Origin of the sequence: Lysobacter sp. yr284, assembly GCF_900107375.1 — a bacterium.
Taxonomy (GTDB): Bacteria; Pseudomonadota; Gammaproteobacteria; order Xanthomonadales; family Xanthomonadaceae; genus Lysobacter.
The window spans coordinates 190481-215235 of the sequence record NZ_FNPT01000001.1; the positions used below are offsets into that span (position 1 = coordinate 190481).

Here is a 24755-nt window from a genome sequence, read left to right on the forward strand (position 1 = left end):
ACGTCGCGCTCCGGATGTGACCGCGGCACGCCGCGTTGCCCGCCCCTGCCCGCCTGCCTAGCGTCGATTCCGCCGCGCAATCGTGCCGCGGCATCCGCGCGAAACCCGCGGACACGGCCGTCGCTTCCTCCCTCACCTTCCGGAGCACCCCCATGAATCGCAACGTATCGGCACTGTCCCTCGCTGTTTCCTTCGTCTTCGCCGCCGGCGCCGCCGACGCGGCGCAAGTGGTCGACCTGCACCGCGTCGACGCGGCCAAGCTCGACCAGCAGTACCGCGCCGCCACCGCCAAGTCCGGCGCCGCGGCCAAGGCCAGCGCGCGCCACGCCGAGGTGATCGCGCTCGACACCGAGTCGAGCCTGAGCGAGCTCAAGAGCAGCGTCGACGCCGACGGCTCGCGCAACTACCGCTACCAGCAGACCTACCAGGGCGTGCCGGTGTTCGGCGAGCACGTGGTGGTGCGCGAGGACGCCCAGGGCAAGGTGCGCGCGCTGTTCGGCCGCTCGGTCGCCGGCCTCGCCGCCGACCTGCCGCGCCTCGACGCCAAGCTCAGCGCCGCCCAGGCGCTGGGCCTGGCCAAGGCCGCCGCGCACGGCAAGCGCGCCGCCGCGCTGCAGACCCGCAACGAGAACAGCCGCAAGGTGGTGTTCGTCGACGACGCCGGCCGCGCCCGCCTGGCCTACGCGGTCGACTTCGTCTCCGACACGGTCAAGGGCGGCGAGCCGAGCCGGCCGTTCGCGATCGTCGACGCGCTCGACGGCAAGATCCTCAAGCAGTGGGACGGCCTCAACCACGCCCAGGTCGGCACCGGCCCCGGCGGCAACCAGAAGATCGGCCAGTACGAATACGGCAGCGGCGGGCGTCCGTTCCTCGACGTCACCCAGAACGGCACCACCTACACCTTCAACACCGCCAACGTGAAGACGGTGAACCTCAACAACGGCACCACCGGCACCGCCGCGTATTCCTACACCGGCCCGCGCAACACGGTGCGCACCATCAACGGCGCCTACTCGCCGCTCAACGACGCGCACTACTTCGGCAAGGTGGTGTTCGACACCTACCAGGCCTACCTGGGCCTGTCGCCGCTGACCTTCCAGCTGACCCTGCGCGTGCACTACAGCCGCAACTACGAGAACGCGTTCTGGGACGGCCGCGCGCTGACCTTCGGCGACGGCGCCACCACCTTCCATCCGCTGGTCTCGCTCGACGTGGTCGCGCACGAAGCCTCGCACGGCTACACCGAGCAGCAGTCGGGCCTGATCTATTCCGGCCAGTCCGGCGGCATCAACGAGTCCTACTCCGACATCGCCGGCGAAGCGGCCGAGTTCTACTCGCGCGGCAGCAACGACTTCCTGGTCGGCGCTGACATCTTCAAGGCCTCCGGCCGCGCCCTGCGCTACTTCGACGACCCGACCCGCGACGGCCGCTCGATCGGCCACGCCCGCAACTACACCAACGGCCTGGACGTGCATTACTCCTCGGGCGTGTTCAACAAGGCCTTCTACCTGCTGGCCCGGAAGCCGAACTGGGGCACGGTCAAGGCGTTCAAGGCCTTCGCCAAGGCCAACAAGGACTACTGGACCCCGAGCACCAACTTCAACCAGGGCGGCCAGGGCGTGCGCCAGGCCGCGGCGGACCTGGGCTACAGCACCGCCGACGTGATCGACGCCTTCAACCAGGTCGGCGTGACCGCGCAGTAAGCGGCGGGCCGTGCGGCAGGACGTCGTCGGCCCGTCCCGGCGACGTCCTGCCGCCGCGGCGAAGGCGCCGCGGCCGCGATACGGGCCCGGCCCCGGCCGGGCCTGGGCGCCGCGTCGGCGCCGCTCGCCCCGGATCGACAAAAACCCCGGCCTGCGCCGGGGTTTTCTTTTCCGCACTTCGTCGCGTTTTTCGCTATCCGCGCAACTCATGCAAAAACATAATGAATCCGCAACTGGGATAGCGCGGGCAAAAGCCGCCGTGCGGCGGTCACACGCGCCCCTGGCATTCTGGTCGAACCGGAAAAAAGGAGACCGCCGTCGCCTGCGGTCGCGGCGATCGAAAACCGGCCAAGCGCCCGGAGTTCCTGCGAAAAGTGCGGCGCAACACATTCGGCCTGTGTATTAAACGCATTATGTGACGCCCTACCCTACCTCCGGCCCCGCCATATCCTGCTGCAGCGCAGCAATAATCCTGAAACATTATTACGCGCACGGTCGCGGCCGCCGCGCCGGCGAAAAATCCGCCGGCCCTCTCCGCAGAACGCTTTCAGCAGAAATCATCTGCGCGGCGCGACCGCGCAGGTCGCATTCGGACTGTGAACTGCGCAACCCGCATTGACGGCTTTTTCGTGCCGCACCTAGCGTCCCCCCGCCGCGCTACGCGTCAGCGCGGTATCCGCATCGAAGTCCGGCAACGCGTTCGCATCCAGGGCAAGGAGCCCGGGCGCGGCGCGGCGGGCTACGGGGGAGCGGATGCACGAGCACTGAGAGCCGGCCGCGAACGCGGCCACCATCCACACTCGTTTGGGGGTAACACCAGTGAATCGCAACGTATCGGCACTGTCCTTCGCCCTTTCGCTCGCCCTCGTCGCCGGCACCGCCGGCGCCGCCCAGCGCGTCGACCTGCATGGCGTCGATGTCGCCAAGCTCAACCAGCAGTACCAGGCCGTCGCCGCCAAGTCCGGCGCCGCGGCCAAGGCCAACGTGCGCCACGCCGAGCTGATCGCGCTCGACGCCGACTCCGCGCTGACCCAGCTCAAGAGCAACGTCGACGCCGACGGCTCGCGCAGCTACCGCTACCAGCAGACCTTCCGCGGCATCCCGGTGTTCGGCGAGCACGTGGTCGTGCGCGAAGACGCCAAGGGCAACGTGCGCGCCCTGTTCGGCCGCTCGGTCGCCGGCCTGGCGGCGGAACTGCCGAACCAGAAGGCCAAGTTCGACGGCGCCCAGGCGCTGAGCGTGGCCAAGGCCGCCGGCATGGGCAAGAGCGCCGGCGCGCTGCAGGTGCGCAACGAAAGCAGCCAGCAGATGATCTACATCGACGACGCCGGCAAGGCCCACCTGGCCTACGTCGTCAACTACTTCGCCGATGCGGCCAAGGGCGGCTCGCCGATGCGTCCGTTCGTGATCGTCGACGCCAACAGCGGCAAGGTCCTCAAGCAGTGGGACGGCCTGAACCACGCCCTGGTCGGCACCGGCCCCGGCGGCAACCAGAAGACCGGCCAGTACGAGTACGGCACCGACTTCGGGTTCAACGACGTGACCCAGAGCGGCAGCACGTGCACGATGAACAACACCAACGTCAAGACGGTGAACCTCAACGGCGGCACCAGCGGCACGACGGCGTTCTCGTACACCTGCCCGCGCAACACGGTCAAGGCCATCAACGGCGCGTTCTCGCCGCTGAACGACGCGCACTACTTCGGCCATGTCGTGTTCGACATGTACAACAGCTACGTCGGCACCCCGCCGCTGACCTTCCAGCTGAGCATGCGCGTGCACTACAGCAGCAACTACGAGAACGCGTTCTGGGACGGCTCGGCCATGACCTTCGGCGACGGCCGCACCACGTTCTATCCGCTGGTCGCGCTCGACGTGGCCGCGCACGAAGTCTCGCACGGCTTCACCGAGCAGCAGTCGGGCCTGGTCTACTCCGGCCAGTCCGGCGGCATCAACGAGGCCTATTCCGACATCGCCGGCGAAGCGGCCGAGTTCTACATGCGCGGCACCAACGACTTCCTGGTCGGCGCGCAGATCTTCAAGGGCAACGGCGCGCTGCGCTACATGGCCAACCCGCCGCAGGACGGCCAGTCGATCGGCAACGCCGCCGACTACTACAACGGCCTGGACGTGCACTACTCCTCGGGCGTGTACAACAAGGCGTTCTACCTGCTGGCGAGCAAGTCCGGCTGGGGCACGATCAAGGCGTTCAAGGTGTTCGCCAAGGCCAACAAGGACTACTGGACCCCGAGCACCGACTTCAACCAGGGCGCCTGCGGCGTCGAACAGGCGGCCACCGACCTGGGCTTCACCCTGGCCGACGTGTCCGACGCGTTCCTGCAGGTCGGCGTGGACTGCCCCGGCGGCGGCCCTGGCCCGGGCGGCCAGACCTACACCAACGAAGCCGACTACGCGATCAACGACAACGCCACGGTCGACAGCCCGATCACGGTCTCCGGCCGTACCGGCAACGCGCCGACCAACGCGCAGGTCTCGGTCAACATCATCCACACCTACCGCGGCGACCTGAAGGTCGACCTGGTCGCGCCGGACGGCTCGCTGTACAACATCAGCAACCGTTCGGGCGGCAGCGCCGACAACGTCACCGGCACCTTCACCTTCAACCTCTCCAGCGAACCGCTCAACGGCACCTGGAAGCTGCGGGTGAACGACAACGCCAACGCCGACACCGGCCGCATCGACAAGTGGAGCATCACGTTCTGATCGGCTGAACGATCGCAACGACGCAACGCGGGCCGTTCGCGGCCCTGGAAAACCCCGGTTTCGGCCGGGGTTTTTCTTTGCGCGCGCGATGCACGCCGCGTGCAGGTCTTGTAATCGAGTTGTGGTTCTGGAATCGGCCACACACAAAGCGCGGCGATCGGTGCGCGCGGGCGCCTGCCACGGATGCGCGCGCGGCGCTATCTGTTGAGCGCGGCCTGCGCGTCCGCCCCCACGTCCCGCCGATCACGCGCACGGCATTCCACGCCGACATCGATCCGCCGCGTTCGCGCGGCGGAGCGGGACGACTCGTCCCCGCAATTCGCACATCGCCCAAGGAGAAACACGCATGAAAGCCTTCAAATGGATCGGCCTTGCCGGCCTGCTGGCCGTGGCCGCGACCGGCGCTTCCGCCCAGGCCGCGCAAAAATCCGACGATGCGCCGATCCGCCCGCAGATCATCGGCGGCATCGACGTCAACAACGGCAAGTACCCGTTCATGGTCACCGTGCAGCTCAAGCTGCTCGGCGGCGACAACGCCTACGACAACCACTGGTGCGGCGGCTCGCTGATCTCGCGTTATCTGGTGCTGACCGCGGCGCATTGCGTGGCCGGGTTCGAGGCCGCGGACTTCTCCGTGGTCGCCGGCCGCACCGCGCTCAAGAACGACGCCCAAGGGGTCAAGGCCGAGATCGGCTCGGCCTACGTGCATCCCAAGTACCTCGCCGGCGACGGCGGCTACGACGTCGCGATCCTGGTGCTGAAGACGCCGATCGACAAGATCAAGCCGGTCGCGCTGGTCTCCGCCGGCACCGATGCGCTGGAACGCCCCGGCACCGCGCTGACCAACATCGGCTGGGGCAACACGATCCAGCAAAACCCGTTCCCGCCCGGCGGCAACGGCGTGCGCCAGCCCAACCGCCTGCAGGAAGTGCAGCTGCCGGTGGTGTCGTACGCGGAGTGCGCGTACGCCTACCGCAACAGCAACATGCTCTCCAGCGCCGCGCTGGACCTGTGCGCCGGCCGCACCGGCAAGGACGCCTGCCAGGGCGATTCGGGCGGTCCGCTGTTCGTGGCCCTGCCGGGCGACAAGAACTTCCTCCAGGTCGGCGTGGTCAGCCGCGGCGCCGGCTGCGGCGCGACCGGCTATCCGGGCGTGTTCACCCGCGTCGCCAACGAAGAGATCTCGGCCTTCATCGCCGATCCCTTCAGCAACGGCACCCTGCTGAGCAAGCGCAAGTGAGCGCGCGCCGGGCCGCGCGCCCGGCCTTCGCCCGCAGCGAGGCCTGATCGCATCGCCGCCGCGCCGGTCCGTGCCGGCGCGGCGGCCGTCGCGACGCGGCTGCGCTCAGAGCACGACCAGCGGCTTGAAGCCGCCGAAGATCATGCGCTTGGCGTCGAACGGCGCATTGGCCATGTCCATCTGCAGGCGCGGGTCGCTCATCACCTTCGCGTTGATCCGGTCGCGCTGCTTGCGCGACTTGAACACGATCCACGAGAACGCGACCACTTCGCCGGGCTTGAGCTTGACCGCCTGCGGGAACGAGGTCAGCTTGCCGGGCTTGACGTCGTCCTCGATGTTTTCCCAATACGCCAGCGCGCCATGCTCCATCCAGATCTTGCCGGCCTTGCGCGCCATCTTGCGGTAGGCGTCGAGTTTGTCCTTGGGGATGGCCATTACGAAACCGTCTACGTAGCTCATGCGTCCTCCTGCGGGCGCCAGGCCCTGGGTGGGGAAAATCGCTTCGCGCCGCGACGACCGCGGTACGGCGTTCGCTGCCGGTGACGGCCGCCGGCGTGGCGCTCAGGAGCGTCGGCATCGCGGCGGCACGGCACCGACTTTCGAACCTGCGCGCGGCGCGCCCCAGTGCGCTTTGTCACCTGCGCTCGCGCACGAACGCACGCGCGGCGCGCCATCGCTCACTTCGCCGCAGCGCTTTCCTCGGCGATGGCCTCGACCTGGATGCGCAGGTTCACCGTCATGTCGAAACCGTAGTCCTTGCCCGCGCTCATGCCGAAGCGGTCGCGCTGGAAGCTCGCGCCGGCGTCGGCGCCGCAGACCTCGCGCTTGTACATCGGATGCGGCATGCACTTGAACTGGGCGATGTCCAGATCCAGCTGCTGGGTCACGCCGTGCAGGGTCAGCTCGCCCACGACCTTGCCCGGCTTGCCGTCCTTGAAGCCGGCGAGCTTGCCCTTGTAGGTCGCGGTCGGGAACTTGGCGACGTCGAACAGCATGGGCTTCTTGGCTTCCTCGTTCATCGCGTCCAGGCCGAAGTCGACGCTGGCGGCATCGATGACGACCTCCACCGAGCCGGTGCCGGCCTGCTTGTCGAGGACGATGCTGCCCTGGGACTTGTCGAACTTGCCGCGCCACTTCGACAGGCCGCCCATGTGGTCGGCCTCGAAGCTGGGATAGGTGTGGCTGGGATCGATCTTGTAGGTCGCCGGCGCGGCGGCGGCGGCGCCGGCGAACAGGGCGAGCGAGGTCAGCAGGCAAAGCGCGGACTTGTTCATGGGACGGACTCCGGGATTGGCGGGGAAACGCCGGAAACGCGGCGGACGCACGCACGACCGGGCACGCTAGCACCGGCTCCGACGGCGCCGCAATCGCAGCCCGCGACCCATCGGTTGTGCCGATACCATGCAGCCGCTTCGTGCGCTGCAGCATGGCCGCGCCCCGCCTGCATCGGCGAGGCGGACCGGGCCGCTTACCGGTACGACGAACCGGCTGTGGCGATTTCGACACGCGATCACGCCGCGCCGTCTCGGCGGCCGTCTCGGCGACCGCTGCGGCAGCGCCCTTCGACGGCCGCCCCCGGCGGCCGCTCCGGCGTCCGCGGCCGCTGGCGGCGTTGACCGGCGCTGTCGGGCGGCTGCGCTGCGGCGACCGGCCGCGGCAAAAGAAAACGCCGCCCGGAGGCGGCGTCGTCTCTAGCCCGTTGCGGCCGCTGCGGCGGCCGGCGCTCAGGCCTGCGGTGCCGGCGTCTCCGCCGCGCCCTCGCCGGCCGGGCTTTCGCCCGTCGGGCTCGCGGCCGGGGCCGCGCTGGCCTCGCCCTCGCCGTCCTCCTCGTCCAGCGAGGCGTCCACGCGCTCGATGGTCTGCAGGGTCTCGCCTTCGGACAAGCGCATCAGGGTCACGCCCTGGGTGTTGCGGCCGACCTGCGAGATCTCCGCTGCGCGCGTGCGCACCAGGGTGCCGCCGTCGGAGATCATCAGCACTTCGTGATGGTCGCTGAGCTGGATCGCGCCGACCAGGGTGCCGTTGCGCTCGTTGGTCTTCAGCGCGATCACGCCCTGGGTGCCGCGGCCCTTGCGCGGGTAGTCCTCGACCGGCGTGCGCTTGCCGAAGCCGCGTTCGCTGGCGGTGAGGATGTCGCCGTCGCCTTCGACCACGACCAGGCTCACCACGTAGGTGCCGCTGTCGTTCGGCGCATCGCTCGCGTCGGCATCGCCCTCGGCGACCGGCGCGTCGTCGCTCTCGCCGTCCGCCGCCGAAGCCGCGAGCAGGCGCATGCCGCGCACGCCGCCGGCGGTGCGGCCCATCGGCCGCACGGTCGATTCGGCGAAGCGCGCGGCGCGGCCGTTGGAGGCGAACAGCATCACGTCGCGCTCGCCGTTGGTCAGGGCCACGTCGACCAGCGCATCGCTGTCGTCGAGGTTGATCGCGATCTTGCCGCGCGCCAGCTTGAACGCGAACTCGGTCAGCGGGGTCTTCTTGACCCGGCCGTTGCGGGTGGCGAAGAACACGAAATGGTCCTCGTCGTATTCGCGCACCGGCAGCACCGCCTGCACCTGCTCGCCGGCTTCCAGCGCCAGCCAGTTGATGATCGGGCGGCCGCGCGCGTTCGGGCCGGCCTCGGGCAGCTGGTGCACCGGCAGCCAGAACACCCGGCCGGTGCTGGTGAAGGTCAGCAGCGTGTCGTGGGTGTTGACCAGCCACAGCTTGTCGATGAAGTCCTCGTCCTTGGTCGCGGCCGCGTTGCGGCCCTTGCCGCCGCGCTTCTGCGCGCGGTAGGCGCTGACCGGCTGGCGCTTGGCGTAGCCGGAGTGCGACAGCGTCACCACCACGTCTTCCGGCGCGATCAGGTCGAGGATGTCGAGATCCTCTTCGCTGGCGCGGATTTCGCTGCGGCGCTCGTCGCCGAACTCTTCCTTGAGGTTGCGCAGCTCGGTGCGGATCACTTCCAGCAGCACGTCGGGATTTTCGAGAATCTCGATCAGCCCGCGGATCGCTTCGAGCAACTGGCGGTATTCCTCGGTGAGCTTTTCCTGCTCCAGGCCGGTCAGGCGATGCAGGCGCATTTCCAGGATCTGGTTGGCCTGGACTTCGGTCAGCTGGTAGCGGCCGTCGTGCAGGCCCACGCCGGCCGGCAGGTCTTCCGGACGCGAGGCTTCCGCGCCGGCGGCCTGCAGCAGCGCGCCGACCAGGCCCGGTTCCCAGGTCTTGGACAGCATGCGCTCGCGCGCTTCGTTCGGATTCGCCGAGGTCTTGATCAGCTCGATCATCTCGTCGATGTTGGCGAGCGCGACCGTCAGGCCTTCCAGGATGTGCGCGCGCTGGCGCGCCTTGCGCAGTTCGAAGATGGTGCGGCGGGTCACCACTTCGCGGCGGTGACGGACGAAGGCTTCGAGAATCTGCTTGAGGTTCAGCAACTGCGGGCGGCCGTCGACCAGCGCCACCATGTTGATGCCGAACACCGACTCCATCTGCGTCTGCTGATAGAGGTTGTTGAGCACCACTTCGGCCGCTTCGCCGCGCTTGACCTCGATGAAGATGCGCATGCCGTCCTTGTCGGACTCGTCGCGCAGCTCGCTGATGCCTTCCAGGCGCTTTTCCTTGACCAGCTCGGCGATCTTCTCGATCAGCCGCGCCTTGTTGACCTGGTAGGGGATCTCGGTGACGACGATCGCCTCGCGGCCGGTGTCCTGGTTGACTTCGATCTCGGCGCGCGCGCGCATGCGCACGCGGCCGCGGCCGGTGCGGTAGGCGGCGACGATGCCGGCGGTGCCGTTGATGATGCCCGCGGTCGGGAAGTCCGGGCCCTGGACGTGGAGCATCAGGCCGTCGATGTCGATCTCGGGCTCGTCGATCAGCGCGATGGTCGCGTTGATGACTTCGGTGAGGTTGTGCGGCGGGATGTTGGTCGCCATGCCCACCGCGATGCCGGCCGAGCCGTTCACCAGCAGGTTCGGCACCCGCGTCGGCAGCACGATCGGCTCGAGTTCCTTCTCGTCGTAGTTGGGCTGGAAATCGACGGTTTCCTTGTCGATGTCGGCGAGCAGCTCATGGGTCAGGCGCGTCATGCGCGCCTCGGTGTATCGCATCGCCGCGGCGTCGTCGCCGTCGACCGAACCGAAGTTGCCCTGGCCGTCGACCAGCAGGTAGCGCAGCGAGAACGGCTGCGCCATGCGCACCAGGGTGTCGTACACCGATTGGTCGCCGTGCGGGTGGTACTTACCGATCACGTCGCCGACGATGCGCGCCGACTTGACGTGCGGCTTGTTGGCGTGGGTGCCGAGCTCGTTCATCGCGTACAGGACGCGGCGGTGCACAGGCTTGAGGCCGTCGCGGACGTCGGGGAGCGCGCGCCCCACGATCACGCTCATCGCGTAATCGAGGTAGCTGCGGCGCATCTCGTCCTCGAGATTGACCTGGATGATTTCCTTGGCGAGTTCGGCCATCAGGGTTCCGTTGCTGCGTACAGAGAATCGGACGCCCCCGCGCGAACGGCGCCGCCATTCCCGCGGGAACGGCGACGCGACCAACAGCACGAACCAGCCGGAAACGCGGCCCCGGCGGGCCTGTCCTGCAGCTCGCTAGGGGCGGCATCAAAGAGACACGCGACTATAGCACAAAACCGGTTTCGAATGGGCCCGATTCCCACGCAGAAACAAGCACTTGGCGGGGTTTTTCAGCTGCGCTGCAACATCCGCGGCAGGCCCTGCGCACGGGCGGCCGGACGGGTTCGCCGCGGTCGCGGCAAAACCGGGTTTTCGGCCTGCGCCGCGCGCCCTGGCACGCGCTTGCGCGGCGCGCCCGGTCGCCCCTGAGCAAGCGCGCGCGAGGGCGCGGCCGAACCCGGCGAACGCACGCTCAGGTGTCGTAGTCGCCGCTGTCCCAGGGCTCGAAAAAGGCCATGTAATCGCCCGGCTGCAGGCTGATCGAGAGCTGTTCGCCCTCGTCCTGCGGCCAGTTCGGGATCAGCCCGAATTCGACCCCGAAGCGCGTGAGCGAGAACGGCACGATCTCGATCCGGTCGAACGCGACCTCGCCCAGTTCGGCCAGGCGCGCGTCGTACGCGCGCTTGCGCGCCTGCGGATCGACCCGCTCGCGCGGCCCGAACTCGTCGATGCGCGCTTCCAGCAGCGCGCCGGCGGCGTCGAACAGGTACAGCGCGACGAACTCGTTGCCGGCCTGTCCCTGCAGGGCGCCGGCGAACGGCGTGGTCAGGAAGAACTGGCGTCCGTCGGCCAGCCGGCCGACGTGTTCGGCGTGGTAGTCGTCGTGATCGATCGCGATCAGCGCCGGCAGCGTGCGGTCGTCGGACATCGCTCTTCTCCCTGGTGATTCGGCTATGGCGCGCATCCGGCGCGCGGGCGGCGCGCGGGCGTCAGCCGGCGGAAAACGCCTCGCGCATCGCCGCCGCGTCCGGGCGTTCGATCACACCGCGCTCGGTGACGATGGCGTCGATCAATTCGTGCGGGGTCACGTCGAACACCGGGTTCCAGGCCCCGACCCGCTCGGCCGCGGTGCGGGCGCCGCCGACCGCGAACAGTTCGCCCGGGTCGCGCTCTTCGATCTCGATCAGGTCGCCGGACGCGGTGTCCATGTCCACGGTCGAGGACGGCGCCACCACCATGAACTTGACCCCGTGGTGGCGCGCGGCGATGGCGAGCTGGTAGGTGCCGATCTTGTTGGCGGTGTCGCCGTTGGCGCAGATGCGGTCGGCGCCGACGATCACCCAGCCCACCTGCCCGCTCTTCATCAGGTGCGCGGCGGCCGAATCGGCGATCAGGGTCGGGGCGATGCCGTCCTGTTCGAGTTCCCACACGGTCAAGCGCGCGCCCTGCAGCCACGGCCGGGTCTCGCCGGCGAACACGCGCTCGATCCGGCCCTGGGCGACGCCGGCGCGGATCACGCCGAGCGCGGTGCCGAAGCCGGCGGTGGCCAGCGAGCCGGTGTTGCAGTGGGTCAGCACGCCGCGGCCGGGCTCGATCAGGGCCGCGCCGAGCGCGCCCATGCGGCGGTTGGCGGCCAGGTCTTGCTCGGCGATGGCCTGGGCCTCGCGCTCCAGCGCCTCGCGCCAATCGGCGCCGGCGCCGGCCAACGTGCGGCGCATGCGCGCCAGCGCCCAGGCCAGGTTGACCGCGGTCGGGCGCGCGGCGTTGAGCCGCTGCAGCGCCGGCTCGATCGCCGCCAGCGCCTGCGCGCCGTCGGCCGCTTCGACCGCGCGCGCGGCCAGCACCGCGCCCCAGGCCGCGGCGATGCCGATGGCCGGGGCGCCGCGCACGGTCAGCGCGTGGATCGCCGCGGCGACCGCGTCGCTGTCGGCGCAGCTCACGTATTCCACCGCGAACGGCAGCTTGCGCTGGTCGAGCAGTTCCAGGGCCTGGCCGGTCCAGCGGATCGGGCGGATGCGGTCGTAGCGGTCGAAATCGATGGCGTCGTTCATGGGTGCGAGTTTAGCGGATGCGTGTGTCGGTCTCGAAATTCCCGGCGTTGCCGCCGACTGGGACAAAAGCGTCGGGCCTGAGGGCCCTCCCACAAAAGCGACATCCGAGCTTTTGTGGGAGGGCCTTCAGGCCCGACGCTGTTCGATCCGGCGCCAGAATCCCGCGCAAACGAAAACGCCCCGGCTGCAAGCCGGGGCGTCGTCTCGATCGATCCGCGATGCGCGGGCGCTCAGTTGACCTGGAAGCGTCCGCGGCAGCCGTTGGACACCCACACGCCGTTGCGGTCCCAGCCCCAGCTCTGGCCTTCCACGCACGGCGAACCCGAGCTCTGGCGGATCAGGCGCGCATCGCGGCGGATGGTCACGTTGCAGCGCTGCTGGCGGTTGTTGTTGGACTCGCAGCTGATTTCCTGGCCGCGGCCCCAGCCGCCGCCGTTGTTGCCGTTCCAGCCGCCGTTGCCGTTGCCGTTGCCGTTGCCGTTGCCGCCGCCCCAGCCGCCGCGGCCGGCCACGAACTCGGCGCGGCAGCCGTTGCTGACCCACACCTCGCCCTGGCGCGAACCCCAGCTCTGGCCCTCGATGCACGAGGAGCTCGACAGCTGGCGCTGCAGGCGCGCGCGGTTGCCGTTGATCGGGCAGGTGCGCATGCGGCCGCCGTCGGATTCGCAGCGCACCACGTCGCCGCCGCTGCCGCCGTTCCAGCCGCCGTTGTTGCCGCCGCCCCAACCGCCGCCGCGGCCCAGGTCGAACTCGGCGCGGCAGCCTTCGGACACCCACACGCCGTTGCGGTCCGAGCCCCAGCTGCGGCCCTGGATGCACGAGGAGCTCGACAACTGGCGCGACAGGCGCACGCCGCCGCGGGTATCGGCGTTGCAGCGGCGGTAGCGGCCGTTGTCGGATTCGCAGCGGATCGAACCGCCGTCGCCGCCGTAGTCGTTGTACTGCGGCGCCGCCTGGGCAGCGCCGGCCGCGCCCAGGCCGAGGGCGAGGGTCAGGCCAGCGGTGGAAAGCATGCGTGCGGACATGTTCGTGCTCCTTGTCGTGATCGGTTTTGCGAGGACTCTAGCGTCGTCCGCTTAACGCCAGTTCAAGATTTCGCGGCGCGGACGAAGCGGACAGCGAATGCCCAGGAAGCATTCATCGCGTGCTTATTGTTAAACGATTACATGCGCCCGGCTCCGCCGTTGGTCGCATGACTTATGTCCTATCCGCCGCCGTCGAACCCGGCCCGATCCGCCCCGATTGCGCAAACGTGCGCGAAAACACGCGCGACCCGAGCAGCCCGCCGCATCAGCCGCCGGCGTTGTTGCGATAGTCCAGTTCGAACTCGGCGCGGCAACCGCCCTCGACCCATACGCCGTGCGTGTCGAAGCCCCAAGTGCGGCCCTCCACGCATTCGGTCTTGGACAATTGCTTGACCAGGCGCACACCCGTTCCGGTGTCGCCATCGCATCGGCGCGCGCGGCGGTCGAGGGACTCGCACTTGATCAGCTTGCGGCCGTCGTCGGCCGCGACGGCGGGCGCGGGCGCGTCCTCGGGCTGCGCGCCGAGCAGGCGGAACTCGCCGCGGCAACCGCCGGCGACCCACACGCCGCTGCGGTCGGTGCCCCAGGTCTGGTTGCGCAGGCAGGGTTGCTTGGACAGTTGCTGGGCCAGGGCCACGCCGTCCTCGCTGCGCGCCGGGCAATGGTTCCAGCGCCCGCCGAGCGACTCACACTTGATCACGCGCGCGCCGCGGGTGCTGTCGGCGCCGCTGCCGCCGCGGCCGAGCAGAAAGTCGGCCGCGCATCCTTGCGCCACCCACACGCCGCCGCGATCGGCGCCCCAACTGGTGCCTTCCACGCAGGGCTTGCCTGAAGTGCGCCGGACCAGGCGCACGCCGCCGCGGGTATCGGCCGGGCAACGCACGGTTTCCTCGCCTTCGGAGGCGCAGCGCAACAGGTTGCCGCCGTACAGCCGCTCGCCCGCAGGCTCGGCCGCCGCCGGCACCGCGAACACCGCAGTGGCGCCCGCAGCAGCGGTCAACGCGCACAGCCGAATCGCGGCTCTCAGACTACCCATGCATGGCCCCCTGCGACTGGTGCCCTCACTCTAACCGCGAACCGTGAACTTGCAACGAAAAAGCCCCACCCGGCCGATCCGGGCAGGCGCAGCGTTCACCGCGGTCAAGCGAGCGTGAAGTCGAACGCCAGCACGTCGGCGATGCGTGGCGTATCGAGCATCGCCATCAGCAGCCGATCCATGCCCAGGGCGACGCCGGCGCAATCGGGAAAGCCGTCCGCGAGCGCCGCCAGCAAGGCCTCGTCGCGCGGCGGCGAGGCGGCGCCGCGTTGCGCGCGCAGGCTGCGGTCGCGATCGAAACGCGCGCCCTGTTCGGCCGCGTCGCTGAGTTCGTGGTAGCCGTTGGCCAACTCCAGCGGCCCCAGGTACAGCTCAAAGCGTTCGGCCACGGCGAAGCCGTCGCCGTCCTCGCGCACGCGCGCCAACGCGCATTGCGAGGCCGGGTAATCGCGCACCGCCAGCATCTCGTCGCGGCCGAACTGCGGCTGCAGGCGGTGCGTCATCAGCAGGTCGAGCCAATCGTCGCGGTTCAGTCCGTCCGGGTCGATCACCACATCGCCGAGCGCGGCGCGCAGTCGCGCATCGTCGGCAGCGAACGGGTCCAGGCCGAGGCGCTCGAGATACAACTGGCGATAGGTCACCTCGCGCAGCGATGCCTGGCGACCGACCAGGGCCAGCGCCGCGCGCACCAGTTCGGCGGTCTCGCCGATCAAACGGCGATGGTCCCAGCCGACCCGATACCACTCCAGCATGGTGAATTCAGGGTTATGGCGGCCGCCGGCCTCGCCGTCGCGGAACACCCGCCCGAGTTCGTAGCAATCGCCGAAACCGGCCGCGAGCAGGCGCTTGAGCGGGAACTCCGGCGAGGTGCGCAGCCAGCGCGTGCGCGGCGCGCCATCGGTGCGGCCGCTGAACTCCAGCGCGAACGAGGCGATGTTCGGGTCGGTGTTGCCGGCGCGCGACATCACCGGGGTTTCCACCTCGGTCGCGCCGCGCTCGGCGAAGAACGCGCGCACCGACGCGTTCAAGCGCGCGCGCAGGCGCAGCGCGTCGAATCCGGCCGACGGCCGCCAGCCCGCGCTCGCCGCCGCGGCGCTCATTCGTGTTCGGCCAGGAACGCCAGCAGCCGAGCCTCGTCCCACACCTCGACTCCGAGTTCCTGGGCCTTGGCGAGCTTGGAACCGGCGTCGCTGCCGGCGACGACGAAACCGGTCTTCTTGGACACGCTGCCGGAGACCTTGGCGCCGAGTTTTTCCAGGCGTTCCTTGGCCTCGTCGCGGCTCATCGCGTCCAGGCCGCCGGTCAACACCGCGGTCTTGCCGTCCAGCGGCCCGCCGCTCGACGCGGGCGCGGCCGACGCCGCGGGCGTCAGCGCGTCCAGCCGCGCCAGCGCCTCGCCCACCCGGATCAACAACTGCGCGTTCTCGTCCACGCCCAGCCACGACGCCAGCGCCTGCGCGCTTTCCGCCGGCAGGCCCGCGGTCACGTAGGCGTGCTCCGGCGCGTCGAGCAGTTTCTGCGCGTCGCCGAACGCGGCGGCGAGCTGGTCGGCGCGGATCCGGGTGACCTTGGGAATCTCCATGTCGACCAGCAGCGTGGCCAGGTCGAGGCCGTCGCGCAGCCTGGCCGACGGCGCCCGCGCCTCGCCCACGCGCACGCCGCGCGCGAGCAGGTCGTCGATCACCTGCTGGTTGCCCGGCTGGTCGAAGAAGTGGCCGAGCGCGCGCGCGACTTCGCCGCCGACATCTGGCAGGCGCTTGAACACCGGCCACGGCAGGCGCCGGATCAGTTCCAGGTCGCCCAGCCACGCGGCCAACGCCTTGGCCGTACTTTCGCCGACGTGCTGGATGCCGAGCGCGAACAAGAAGCGCTCCAGCGTGGCGTTGCGGCTGCGGTCGATGGCCTCGATCAGGTTCTCGGCCCACTTGGTCGCGACCTTGCCGGCCTTCACCGTTTCCGGCGTGGTACCGTCGCGCTCGTCGGCGCGGCGCTTCATTTCCAGCAGGTTTTCGAGTTCGAGCTTGTACAGGTCGGCGACCGACTGCACGTAGCCCAGGTCCGACAGGTCCTCGATGTAGCGATCGCCCAGGCCTTCGATGTCCATCGCCCGGCGCGAGGCGAAGTGGCCGACCGCCTGCTTGCGCTGCGCGGCGCAGGTCAGGCCGCCGGAGCAGCGCCACACCACGCCGTCCTCTTCGCGCAGGATTTCCGAACCGCACACCGGGCAGTGTTCGGGCATGCGCCATTGCGGCGCGTCGGGCGCGCGGTACTCGGGCACCACCCGCACCACTTCGGGAATCACGTCGCCGGCGCGGCGCACGATCACCGTATCGCCGATGCGCACGTCCAGGCGCGCGATCTGGTCGGCGTTGTGCAAGGTCGCGTTGGTGACCACCACGCCGGCCACCTGCACCGGCTTGAGCCGCGCCACCGGCGTGGCCGCGCCGGTGCGGCCGATCTGGATGTCGATGCCTTCCAGCAGCGTGGACTGCTCCTGGGCCGGGAACTTGTGCGCGATCGCCCAGCGCGGCGCGCGCGAGACGAAGCCCATCTCGCGCTGGCCGGCGTAGTCGTCGAGCTTGTAGACCACGCCGTCGATGTCGAACGGCAGCGAGTCGCGCTTGGCGCCCATCTGCCGGTAGTAGCCGAGCAGGCCCTGGGTGCCGGCGACCACGCCGCTTTCGCCGCTGACCGGGAAGCCCCACTCGCGCAGCCGCTTCAGCGTGGCCGAATGGCTGGCCGGCAGCGCATAGCCGTCGGCGACCACGCCGACCGCGTAGGCGTAGAACGCCAGCGGCCGCTGCGCGGTGATGCGCGGGTCGAGCTGGCGCAGCGAGCCGGCCGCGCCGTTGCGCGGATTGGCCAGGACCTTGCCGCCCTCGGCGATGGCCTTGTCGTTGTAGGTCTTGAACGCGGCCAGCGGCATGTACACCTCGCCGCGCACTTCCAGCAGCGCCGGCCAGTCGCTGCCGCGCAGCTTCATCGGAATGGCCTTGACCGTGCGCAGGTTGGCGGTGACGTCCTCGCCGGTGGCGCCGTCGCCGCGGGTCGCGCCCTGGACGAAGGCGCCGTTCTCGTAGCGCAGGCTGATCGCCAGGCCGTCGAGCTTGGGCTCGACCGAGAACTCCGGCGCTTCGCGGTCCAGGCGCTCTTCGATCCGGCGCACGAAGTCGGCGACTTCCTCATCGGCGAAGGCGTTGCCCAGCGAGAGCATCGGCACCGCGTGGCGCACCTGCGCGAACTGGCCCGAGGGCGCGCTGCCCACGCGCTGGGTCGGCGAATCGGCCGAAGCCAGCTGCGGGTACGCGGCTTCCAGCGCTTCGAGTTCGCGCAGCAGGCGGTCGTAGTCGGCGTCGGCCAGGGTCGGGTCGTCGAGGACGTAGTAGCGGTAGTTGGCGTCTTCGAGCTGGGCGCGCAGTTCGGCGGCGCGCTGCGCGGCTTGGTCCGCGGTGTTGTTCGGGGTCACGGGTCGGCGTCCTGGCGCGGCGATGGCGGCATTTTGAACGGGAATCGCACAATTGTGCATGGTCGGCGTCGCCCGGCGTGCGACGTGGCGCGACGGCTTCCTGTAGGAGCGGCGCAAGCCGCGACCGCGCCAATGCGATTACGGCGCGCACCCGAAGTCCGATGCTCGACCATGACGAGGATGGCGACGATTCGGCGCAGTTGCATTGGCGCGGTCGCGGCTCGCGCCGCTCCTACAGGGGCCTGCGGCGCCCGAAACGCCGACGCCCCGCTCAGGCGGGGCGTCGGGGCTTACCAGCGCGTCGGCTTGCTCAGCGGCGGCGCTTCGCGCTGGCGGTCGTAGGCGCGCAGTTCGTCGCGCAGGTGGGCGATGCGCTGGCGGCCCAGGGCGTTGCGCTGTTCGTCCAGGACCACCGCGTCGAGCAGTTCGGCCATGCGCTGGGCGGTCGGCAGCATGGTTTCCCAGGCGTCGAGCGCCGGCACCGGCGCCGGCAGGGTCAGGAAGAAGGCGATCGCCGGGGTCTCCAGCGCCTGGATCTGGGCCATATCGAAGCTGCCGGGCTTCATGATGTTGGCCACGCTGAACACCGGGCCGCGCTCGGGATGGCCTTCGACCAGTCGGTGGTAGACGCCCATGTGGCCGTAGACCAGGCCGGCTTTCTCGGCCGCGACCACGATGTCCGGGCCGTGCAGCTTCTGGCCGGCGCGCGCGGCCAGGTACAGGGTCACGATCTTGTCGAACTCGTCGCTGACGCGGCGGCCCAGCTCGCTGGCCGCGGCATTGGCGCCGCCTTCCAGGGTGCGGTCGAACAGCTCCAGTTCGGCCTGGGTGGTGGCCTCGCCGAGCGGCTGGCCGCCCTCGCCCAGTTCGTGTTCGATCTGCTCGCCCAGGCTCGGCTCCTGGCGCGCCGCGGCGGGCTTGCGCTCGCCGCCGCGGGCGGCGTCCTCGCGGGCGACGCGCTTGCCCTGGCCGCTCTTGCGCGGTCGGCCGAAGAACACGATCGCGACGATCAGGATCAGGCCGGCGATCAGGATGCCGATCCTCATCAGGGTCACGTCGGACATTCGGTTGCTCCTTTTGGTGCTGGGAATCGGGTATGGGGAATCGGGAATCGCCGCAGCGCGACGCTGCCACTCGATGCCCTACCCGTTCCGACTTCGTTGATCTTGTAGTGGAAACGGAAATCGCGAGATAGAAAATCGTTAAAGCGCGTCGCCCAGATCAGTTGGGAACCAGACATCGAAAGCGGCGGAATCGCTCGAACGATCCCCGATTCTCCGCTGCCGATTCCCGGCGGGCGCAGCCACGCCAACTAGGCCGCGCCGGCCAGGCGCGTCGCCTCGGCCAGGTCGACCGACACCAGCCGGCTCACGCCCGGCTCGCGCATGGTCACGCCCGACAGCTGCTGCGCGGCTTCCATCGTCGCCTTGTTGTGGCTGACGAACAGGAACTGTACCTGCTCGCTCATCTCGCTGACCATCGCGGTGAAGCGGCCGACGTTGGCTTCGTCGAGCGGCGCGTCGACCTCGTCGAGCAGGCAAAACGGCGCCGGGTTCAAGCGGAAGATCGCGAACACCAGCGCCACCGCGGTCATCGCCTTCTCGCCGCCGGACAGCAGCGAGATGTTCGACACGCGCTTGCCGGGCGGGCGCGCCATGATCGCCACGCCGGTGTCGAGCAGGTCCTCGCCGGTGAGTTCCAGGTAGGCGTGGCCGCCGCCGAACAGGCGCGGATACAGCTCCTGCACGCCGGAATTGACCCGGTCGAAGGTGTCCTTGAAGCGGCCGCGGGTCTCGCGGTCGATCTTGCGGATCGCCTCTTCCAGGGTTTCCAGCGCGGTGGTCAGGTCGGTGTTCTGCGCGTCGAGATAATCCTTGCGCTGCGCGGCCTCGGCGTGTTCGGCGATCGCCGCCAGGTTGACCGGCTCGAGCCGGCGCAGCTTGTTGTCGAGGTCGGCGACGGCGCGTTCCCAGGTCTGCGGGTCGGCGTCCTCGTCGAGGGTGTTGACCACGTCCTGCAGCACCGCGCCGGCTTCGGCGATGGCCTCGGTCAGGGTTTCGGCCTTGAGCACCAGCGCCTGCTGTTCCAGCCGGCGCTGGCCGATGGCTTCGCGCTGCTGCAGCGCCTGTTCGTCGCGCTGCTGGCGGGTCTGCTCGAACTTGCGCAGGTCGTTGTCGATCCCGTCCAGGGCGATGCGCGCGCCGGTCAGGTCCTGCTCGGCGATCACCCGCTGCTCCAGCGCGACCTGGCGCTGCTGTTCCAGGTCCTGCACCGGCTGGTCGCCGTCGCTGAGCTGGGCGGTGAGCTCGCTCAGACGGGTGTCGAGCTGGCCGCGCTGGCCGCCCATGCGCTGCAGGGTCTGGGCCAGCCCGGCGATCTGCGCGCGCTGGGTTTCCAGGCTCAGCACCAGGGCGTGGGAGGCGTCGCGCGATTCGCGCGCCATGTTGCGAGCCGAATCGCGCGCCTGGAACAGGCGGCTGCGTTCGGCTTCCAGGCGCTGGCGCTGGTCTTCCAGTTCGCCCATGCGCTCGACCGCGGTTTCCTGGCGCAGGCGCGCCTCGCGCGCCTGTTCGTTGCCGGCGTCGAGCGCGATCAGCAGTTGTTCCAGGTCGGCGTCGATCTTGTCGATGCGGTTGCGCGCCTGGTCCAGGCGGCCCTGGTGGCTCTGCAGTTGGCCAGCCAGTTCGGACACGCTGCGGTGGGCCATGTACAGCGAGCGCTGCGCGTCCTCGCGGTGCTGCTCGGCGGCCAGGGCGCGGTCGCGCAGCTGGATCTGGGCCTGCTCGAGCTCGCGCTCGCGCTCCTGCAATTCTTCGATTTCCGCGCGCAGGGTCTGGATCTCGCGCTCGCGCAGCAAGGCGCCCTGCTTGGCCGCGCCGGAGCGCAGCACCCGCAGCCAGCCGGCGCCCAGGCGCTCGCCGTTGCGGGTGATGACGGTGTCCTCGCGGCCGATCTGCGCGACCAGCGCGCGCGCGGCGGCAAGGTCGTCGGCGCCGTGCAGGCGCGCGAGCAGGCGCCGGATCGCGGCCGGGCCTTGCACCTTCGAGGCCAGCGAGGTCGGCGGATAGGTCGCGTCGTCGCGTTCGGGCGAGACCAGCGTCAGGCGGCCCTCGCCGAGTTCGCCGATGGCGTCGACCAGCGCTTCGGGCGCCTCCACCAGCACGCCCTCGATGAGCTGGCCGAGCGCGCTTTCCACCGCGTTCTCCCAGCCCGCCTCCACGCTCAGCGCCTCGCCCACGCGCTGGGCCGAATCCAGCCCGCGCGCCTTGAGCCAGGTCAGCGCCGCGCCCTGCTCCTGGCCCAGCGCGGCGTGCTGCAGGGTTTCCAGCGACGACAGCCGGCCGCGCGAGGTCTGCGCCTGCTTGCGCACCTCGGCCAACTGGTTCTGGGTCGAACGCTGCTGTTCCTGCAGGTCGGCGAGCGAGGTCTTACGGTTTTCCAGTTCTTCGGTGAGGCTGTCCAGCGCTTCCTTCTGCAGGTCGTGCTGGCTTTGCAGTTGTTCGAACGCCGCGGCCAGGGCGGCGACGTCCAGGCCGGAGCGTTCGCCGACCAGCGCTTCGCGGCGGCGGTCGGCGTCCAGCGTCTGCCGGTCCAGGCCTTCGATGCGGGTGCGCTCGACCTCGGCCGCGCGCGCGGCTTCGGACTGCTCGCGGCTGTGGCCGTCCCAGCGCTGCTGCCAGTCCTGCAGCTTGGCCTCGGCCTCGCGCAGCGCGTCCTGGCGGGCTTCGTCGTCTTCGCGCAGCGCCTCCAGGCGCGGTTCGGCGTCGGCGACCGCGGCCATCAGCACGTCCAGGCGCGACTGGTCGCTGCCGATGTGCTCGCCGATCTCCTCCAACTGCGCCAGCGCTTCCTCGCGCGCCTTGCGCAGGCGGCCGGACAGGTCGCGCTGGTGCTGGATCTGCTGTTCGATCCGGGCCAGCGCGCCGCCGACCTCGTAGCTGGCGCCCTGCGCCTTGTTCAGCGCCTCGGCGGCTTCCTCGCGGCGCACGCGCCCGGTCTCCAGCTCGCGCTCGGCTTCGCGCTGTTCGGCGATGAGCTGCTGCAGGCGGGTTTCCTGCGACGACAGCTTCTCGCGCTGGGCCTGCAATTTCTGGTCGAGGGCGCGGTACTCCAGCGCCTTCCACTCCACGTCCTTGACCTTGCGCTCGGCCTGGATCGCCTGGTATTGCTCGGCCTGGCGCGCCTGCCGGCGCAGGTGATCGAGCTGCTTGCCGACTTCCTCGCGCAGGTCGCTCAGGCGGTCGAGGTTCTCGCGGGTGTGGCGGATGCGGGTCTCGGTTTCCTTGCGCCGTTCCTTGTACTTGGAAATGCCGGCGGCTTCTTCCAGGTAGACGCGCAATTCCTCGGGCTTGGCCTCGATGATCTGCGAAATCATGCCCTGCTCGATGATCGAGTAGCTGCGCGGGCCCAGGCCGGTGCCGAGGAACAGGTCGGTGATGTCGCGGCGGCGGCACTTGGCGCCGTTGAGGTAGTACTGGTTGACGCTGTCGCGGCTGACCGTGCGCTTGACCGAGATCTCGTTGAACGCGCCGTACTCGCCGGTGATGGTGTGGTCGGAGTTGTCGAACACCAGCTCGACCATCGCCTGCGACACCGGCTTGCGCGCCGAGGAGCCGGCGAAGATCACGTCGGTCAGCGAATCGCCGCGCAGCCGGCTGGCCGAACTCTCGCCCATCACCCAGCGCACCGCGTCGATGATGTTCGACTTGCCGCAGCCGTTGGGACCGACGACGCCGGTCATGTTGGTGGGCAGGTGCAGCGTGGTCGGGTCGACGAAGGACTTGAAACCGGACAGCTTGATCGTGGACAGACGCATGCGGCGTTGGGGCCTCTGGACGGCGGACGCAGCCGTGGAAATTAGGTTAGGCAGTGCGGCCAAGCGATTGAATCTGCTGGGCCCGGCGCGGTGCTTGGCCACGCCTGCCTGGGAGTATAGCGGGCCGGGGCCGAGCCCGCCGTCGACGTCCGGCCGGCGCCGCGGCGGCGCTTCGCGTTCAGCCCGCGGCGGCGGCCGCGGCGCGGCTACTAATTCGATAGTTGACAGCCGCGGAAGCGGCATGCTCCGATACGTCTACTAACGAACCCGTTGTGGTTCGGACACGCCGCCCCGCCCACCGGTAGATCGCCATGGCCCGTCCCGCTTCTCCCACCCCCACCCCGTCCGAACAGGCGATCCTGGAAGTGCTGTGGGAGCGCGGCGAAGCCTCGGTCCGCGAGGTCGCCGACGAACTCTCGCAGCACAAACCGGTGGCCTACACGACCGTGCTGACGATGTTCAACGTGCTGGCCAAGAAAGGCTTCGTGACCCATCGCCAGGAAGGCCGCGCGTTCGTCTACCGCGCCGCGATCAGCCGCGAGCAGGCGCGCCGGCAGGCCCTGGACCAACTGCTGCTGCGCTTCTTCGAGGGCTCGCCGAACCTGCTGGCGCAGCATTTGCTCGATCAGGACGAGGTCGGCCGCGACGAGCTCAAGGCGCTGCGCGCCAAGGTCGAGGCGGCCAAGCCGCGGGGGAACGGCTGATGGAAACCCTGTCCGAATCGTTGATCCGCGCCGTGCCGGCATTGATCGGCCTGCACTTGCTGCAGGCGGCGGCGTTGCTGGCGCTGGCCGTCGGCTTCGCCCGGCTGCGCGCGCTCGACGCGGAATCGCGCTCGTGGCTGCTGCTGGCGCTGTTCGCGCTGGCGACGCTGGCGCCGTTGGCGAGCCTGCTGCCGGGCGCGCCCTCGCCGGTGTTCGGCGCGCCCGCCCACGGTTTCTCGCCGCATCCCGAAGAAGGCCCGGCGCCCAACGAGGCGATCTACAACGCGGGCCAGCGCAGCGACATGCTGTACCTGGAAATCCCGCGTTCGCTGCCCGGCGTGCTGGCGCTGGCCTGGGCGCTGGGCGCGCTGTGGCAGCTGATGCGCCTGGTCGAAGGCGCGCGCCACGCGCGCCGGCTGCGCCGCGGCGCGCGCCCGGCGCCGGCGCTGGAAGCGCTGCTGGCGCGCGAACTGCCGCCGCGCACGCGCATCGCCACCACCGCGGTCGACGGCCCGATGGTGATCGGCCTGCTGCACCCCACCGTGCTGCTGCCGCGGCCGTTGAGCGAGCGTCTCGACGACGCCGCCCTGCGCGACATCCTGCGCCACGAATTCGCCCACATCCGCCGCGGCGACCTGTGGTCGGCGACGGCGGTGCAACTGGCGCGCGCGGCGTTCTGGTGGAACCCGTTCCTGGCCGCGCTGCAATCGCGCCTGGACCTGGCCCGCGAAATGGCCTGCGACGCGCGCGCCGCCTCGTGCGGCTCGGGCGTGTACTTCGCCGGTTCGCTGATCGACAGCGCCGAGGTCATGCTGGAACTGGGCGAGCGCCCCGAGCCGCTGGCGGTGGCGATGCTGCAACGGCGCAGCCACCTGGCCCAGCGCATCGACGGCCTGCTCGCCGCGTTCCCCGCCGGCGCGCCGCGCGGCCGGCGCATCGCCGCGAGCGCCTGCGTGGCGGCGCTGGCCGCGTTCGCCGGGCTGTGCGTCGCCGGCGTCCCGCGCCTGCCGCTGCCCGCCCCCACCGCCGAACCGCGCGCCGAGGTCGTCGCCCTGCTCGCCGCCGCGCGCCGCGGCGACAGCGTCGAGGTGCGGCGGCTGGTGCGCGCCGGCGCCGACATCGACGCGCGGGTGATCGGCGACGGCACCGCGCTGATCGAAGCGGTGCGCGCACGCAATCTCGCCACCGTCGACGCGCTGCTCGCGCTCGGCGCCGACCCGGACCGGGCCGCGCTCGGCGAGGGCAATCCGCTGATCGTGGCGGCCGAGATCGGCGCGCAACCCATCGTCGCGCGGCTGGTCCAGGCCGGCGCCGACGTCGACCGGGTGGTGACCTACGACGAGACCCCGCTGATCAACGCCGCCCGCGAGGGCCACCTGGCGACCGTGCAGTACTTGGTCGCGCAAGGCGCCAACGTCAACCTCGGCGTGGTCGCCGACGGCTGGCTGGGGCGCTGGCGTTCGCCGCTGAACCAGGCCACCGACCCGCAGGTGCGCGCCTATCTGATCGAACACGGAGCCGTCGCCGGCCGGCCCTGAGCGCCGCCCGCCACGCCTGCCTTCCCCCATCGCGCCATCGCCAGCGCGGGCCGCTGCGGCCCGCCGCCGG

At 70.1% G+C, this 24755-nt stretch carries 16 protein-coding genes; 5 read left to right on the forward strand and 11 right to left on the reverse strand.

Annotated features, from left to right (window positions below; genetic code table 11):
* Window positions 1-152 precede the first annotated feature (152 nt).
* The 3 genes from BLV01_RS00685 to BLV01_RS00695 all read left to right on the forward strand — a co-directional run bounded on the left by BLV01_RS00685 (window position 153) and on the right by BLV01_RS00695 (window position 5667).
* Window positions 153-1703, forward strand: coding sequence for a M4 family metallopeptidase (locus tag BLV01_RS00685; RefSeq protein WP_091793156.1), 1551 nt, complete (start codon window positions 153-155; stop codon window positions 1701-1703).
* Window positions 1704-2522: 819 nt separating this feature from the next.
* Window positions 2523-4427, forward strand: coding sequence for a M4 family metallopeptidase (locus BLV01_RS00690; protein WP_175485719.1), 1905 nt, complete (start codon window positions 2523-2525; stop codon window positions 4425-4427).
* A gap of 346 nt (window positions 4428-4773) precedes the next feature.
* Window positions 4774-5667: a S1 family peptidase gene (locus BLV01_RS00695; RefSeq protein ID WP_091793158.1), complete on the forward strand. Its 894-nt coding sequence runs from the start codon at window positions 4774-4776 to the stop codon at window positions 5665-5667.
* Window positions 5668-5772: 105 nt separating this feature from the next.
* Here the strand turns inward: BLV01_RS00695 and BLV01_RS00700 are convergent, their stop codons facing one another.
* The 11 genes from BLV01_RS00700 to smc form a co-directional block, all read right to left on the reverse strand.
* A complete protein-coding gene (locus BLV01_RS00700; RefSeq protein ID WP_091793160.1) occupies window positions 5773-6126 on the reverse strand; it encodes a DUF1428 domain-containing protein in 354 nt (117 codons plus the stop codon).
* Between the two features lie 218 nt (window positions 6127-6344).
* Complete coding sequence (locus tag BLV01_RS00705) at window positions 6345-6941, reverse strand: YceI family protein (RefSeq protein ID WP_091793162.1); 597 nt, start codon at window positions 6939-6941, stop codon at window positions 6345-6347.
* A 450-nt stretch (window positions 6942-7391) separates the two neighbouring features.
* Window positions 7392-10109 carry a DNA gyrase subunit A gene (gene gyrA / locus BLV01_RS00710; RefSeq protein WP_091793164.1) on the reverse strand — a complete coding sequence of 906 codons (2718 nt, stop codon included), beginning with the start codon at window positions 10107-10109 and terminating at the stop codon, window positions 7392-7394.
* 412 nt (window positions 10110-10521) lie between these two features.
* Window positions 10522-10977, reverse strand: a complete 456-nt coding sequence (locus BLV01_RS00715) for a hypothetical protein (protein ID WP_091793166.1) — start codon at window positions 10975-10977, stop codon at window positions 10522-10524.
* A 61-nt stretch (window positions 10978-11038) separates the two neighbouring features.
* Window positions 11039-12100 (reverse strand): S-methyl-5-thioribose-1-phosphate isomerase, encoded by a 1062-nt coding sequence (gene mtnA / locus BLV01_RS00720; protein ID WP_091793168.1) that lies wholly within the window; start codon window positions 12098-12100, stop codon window positions 11039-11041.
* 230 nt (window positions 12101-12330) lie between these two features.
* Entirely contained in the window at window positions 12331-13125 is a 795-nt protein-coding gene (locus BLV01_RS00725) for a DUF3011 domain-containing protein (RefSeq protein WP_091793170.1), read from the reverse strand.
* Window positions 13126-13390: 265 nt separating this feature from the next.
* Window positions 13391-14161, reverse strand: a complete 771-nt coding sequence (locus tag BLV01_RS00730) for a DUF3011 domain-containing protein (protein WP_091793172.1) — start codon at window positions 14159-14161, stop codon at window positions 13391-13393.
* Between the two features lie 104 nt (window positions 14162-14265).
* Window positions 14266-15261, reverse strand: coding sequence for an EF-P lysine aminoacylase EpmA (gene epmA, locus BLV01_RS00735; RefSeq protein WP_091793174.1), 996 nt, complete (start codon window positions 15259-15261; stop codon window positions 14266-14268).
* Window positions 15258-17627, reverse strand: a complete 2370-nt coding sequence (gene ligA, locus BLV01_RS00740; RefSeq protein ID WP_254782464.1) for an NAD-dependent DNA ligase LigA — start codon at window positions 17625-17627, stop codon at window positions 15258-15260. Before ligA ends, epmA begins: the two co-directional genes overlap by 4 nt.
* Window positions 17628-17917: 290 nt before the next feature.
* Entirely contained in the window at window positions 17918-18691 is a 774-nt protein-coding gene (gene zipA / locus BLV01_RS00745; protein ID WP_091793179.1) for a cell division protein ZipA, read from the reverse strand.
* A gap of 248 nt (window positions 18692-18939) precedes the next feature.
* On the reverse strand, window positions 18940-22443 hold the full coding sequence (smc, locus tag BLV01_RS00750) for a chromosome segregation protein SMC (protein WP_091793181.1): 3504 nt from the start codon (window positions 22441-22443) through the stop codon (window positions 18940-18942).
* Between the two features lie 311 nt (window positions 22444-22754).
* On the opposite strand from smc, the gene BLV01_RS00755 reads away from it, so the two are divergent.
* Together BLV01_RS00755 and BLV01_RS00760 are read left to right on the forward strand one after the other, a co-directional pair.
* On the forward strand, window positions 22755-23147 hold the full coding sequence (locus BLV01_RS00755) for a BlaI/MecI/CopY family transcriptional regulator (RefSeq protein ID WP_091793183.1): 393 nt from the start codon (window positions 22755-22757) through the stop codon (window positions 23145-23147).
* Window positions 23147-24685 (forward strand): M56 family metallopeptidase, encoded by a 1539-nt coding sequence (locus tag BLV01_RS00760; RefSeq protein ID WP_091793185.1) that lies wholly within the window; start codon window positions 23147-23149, stop codon window positions 24683-24685. The genes BLV01_RS00755 and BLV01_RS00760 overlap by 1 nt, the downstream gene beginning before the upstream one ends.
* Window positions 24686-24755 lie beyond the last annotated feature (70 nt).

Excerpts from the sequence above, each read along its gene's own strand:
- BLV01_RS00685 (WP_091793156.1), top strand. The coding sequence starts at position 153 with ATGAATCGCAACGTATCGGCACTGTCCCTCGCTGTTTCCTTCGTCTTC.
- epmA (WP_091793174.1), bottom strand. The coding sequence starts at position 15,261 with ATGAGCGCCGCGGCGGCGAGCGCGGGCTGGCGGCCGTCGGCCGGATTC.
- BLV01_RS00695 (WP_091793158.1), top strand. The coding sequence starts at position 4,774 with ATGAAAGCCTTCAAATGGATCGGCCTTGCCGGCCTGCTGGCCGTGGCC.
- BLV01_RS00700 (WP_091793160.1), bottom strand. The coding sequence starts at position 6,126 with ATGAGCTACGTAGACGGTTTCGTAATGGCCATCCCCAAGGACAAACTC.
- smc (WP_091793181.1), bottom strand. The coding sequence starts at position 22,443 with ATGCGTCTGTCCACGATCAAGCTGTCCGGTTTCAAGTCCTTCGTCGAC.
- gyrA (WP_091793164.1), bottom strand. The coding sequence starts at position 10,109 with ATGGCCGAACTCGCCAAGGAAATCATCCAGGTCAATCTCGAGGACGAG.
- BLV01_RS00725 (WP_091793170.1), bottom strand. The coding sequence starts at position 13,125 with ATGTCCGCACGCATGCTTTCCACCGCTGGCCTGACCCTCGCCCTCGGC.
- BLV01_RS00715 (WP_091793166.1), bottom strand. The coding sequence starts at position 10,977 with ATGTCCGACGACCGCACGCTGCCGGCGCTGATCGCGATCGATCACGAC.
- zipA (WP_091793179.1), bottom strand. The coding sequence starts at position 18,691 with ATGTCCGACGTGACCCTGATGAGGATCGGCATCCTGATCGCCGGCCTG.
- BLV01_RS00755 (WP_091793183.1), top strand. The coding sequence starts at position 22,755 with ATGGCCCGTCCCGCTTCTCCCACCCCCACCCCGTCCGAACAGGCGATC.
- BLV01_RS00705 (WP_091793162.1), bottom strand. The coding sequence starts at position 6,941 with ATGAACAAGTCCGCGCTTTGCCTGCTGACCTCGCTCGCCCTGTTCGCC.
- BLV01_RS00760 (WP_091793185.1), top strand. The coding sequence starts at position 23,147 with ATGGAAACCCTGTCCGAATCGTTGATCCGCGCCGTGCCGGCATTGATC.
- mtnA (WP_091793168.1), bottom strand. The coding sequence starts at position 12,100 with ATGAACGACGCCATCGATTTCGACCGCTACGACCGCATCCGCCCGATC.
- BLV01_RS00730 (WP_091793172.1), bottom strand. The coding sequence starts at position 14,161 with ATGGGTAGTCTGAGAGCCGCGATTCGGCTGTGCGCGTTGACCGCTGCT.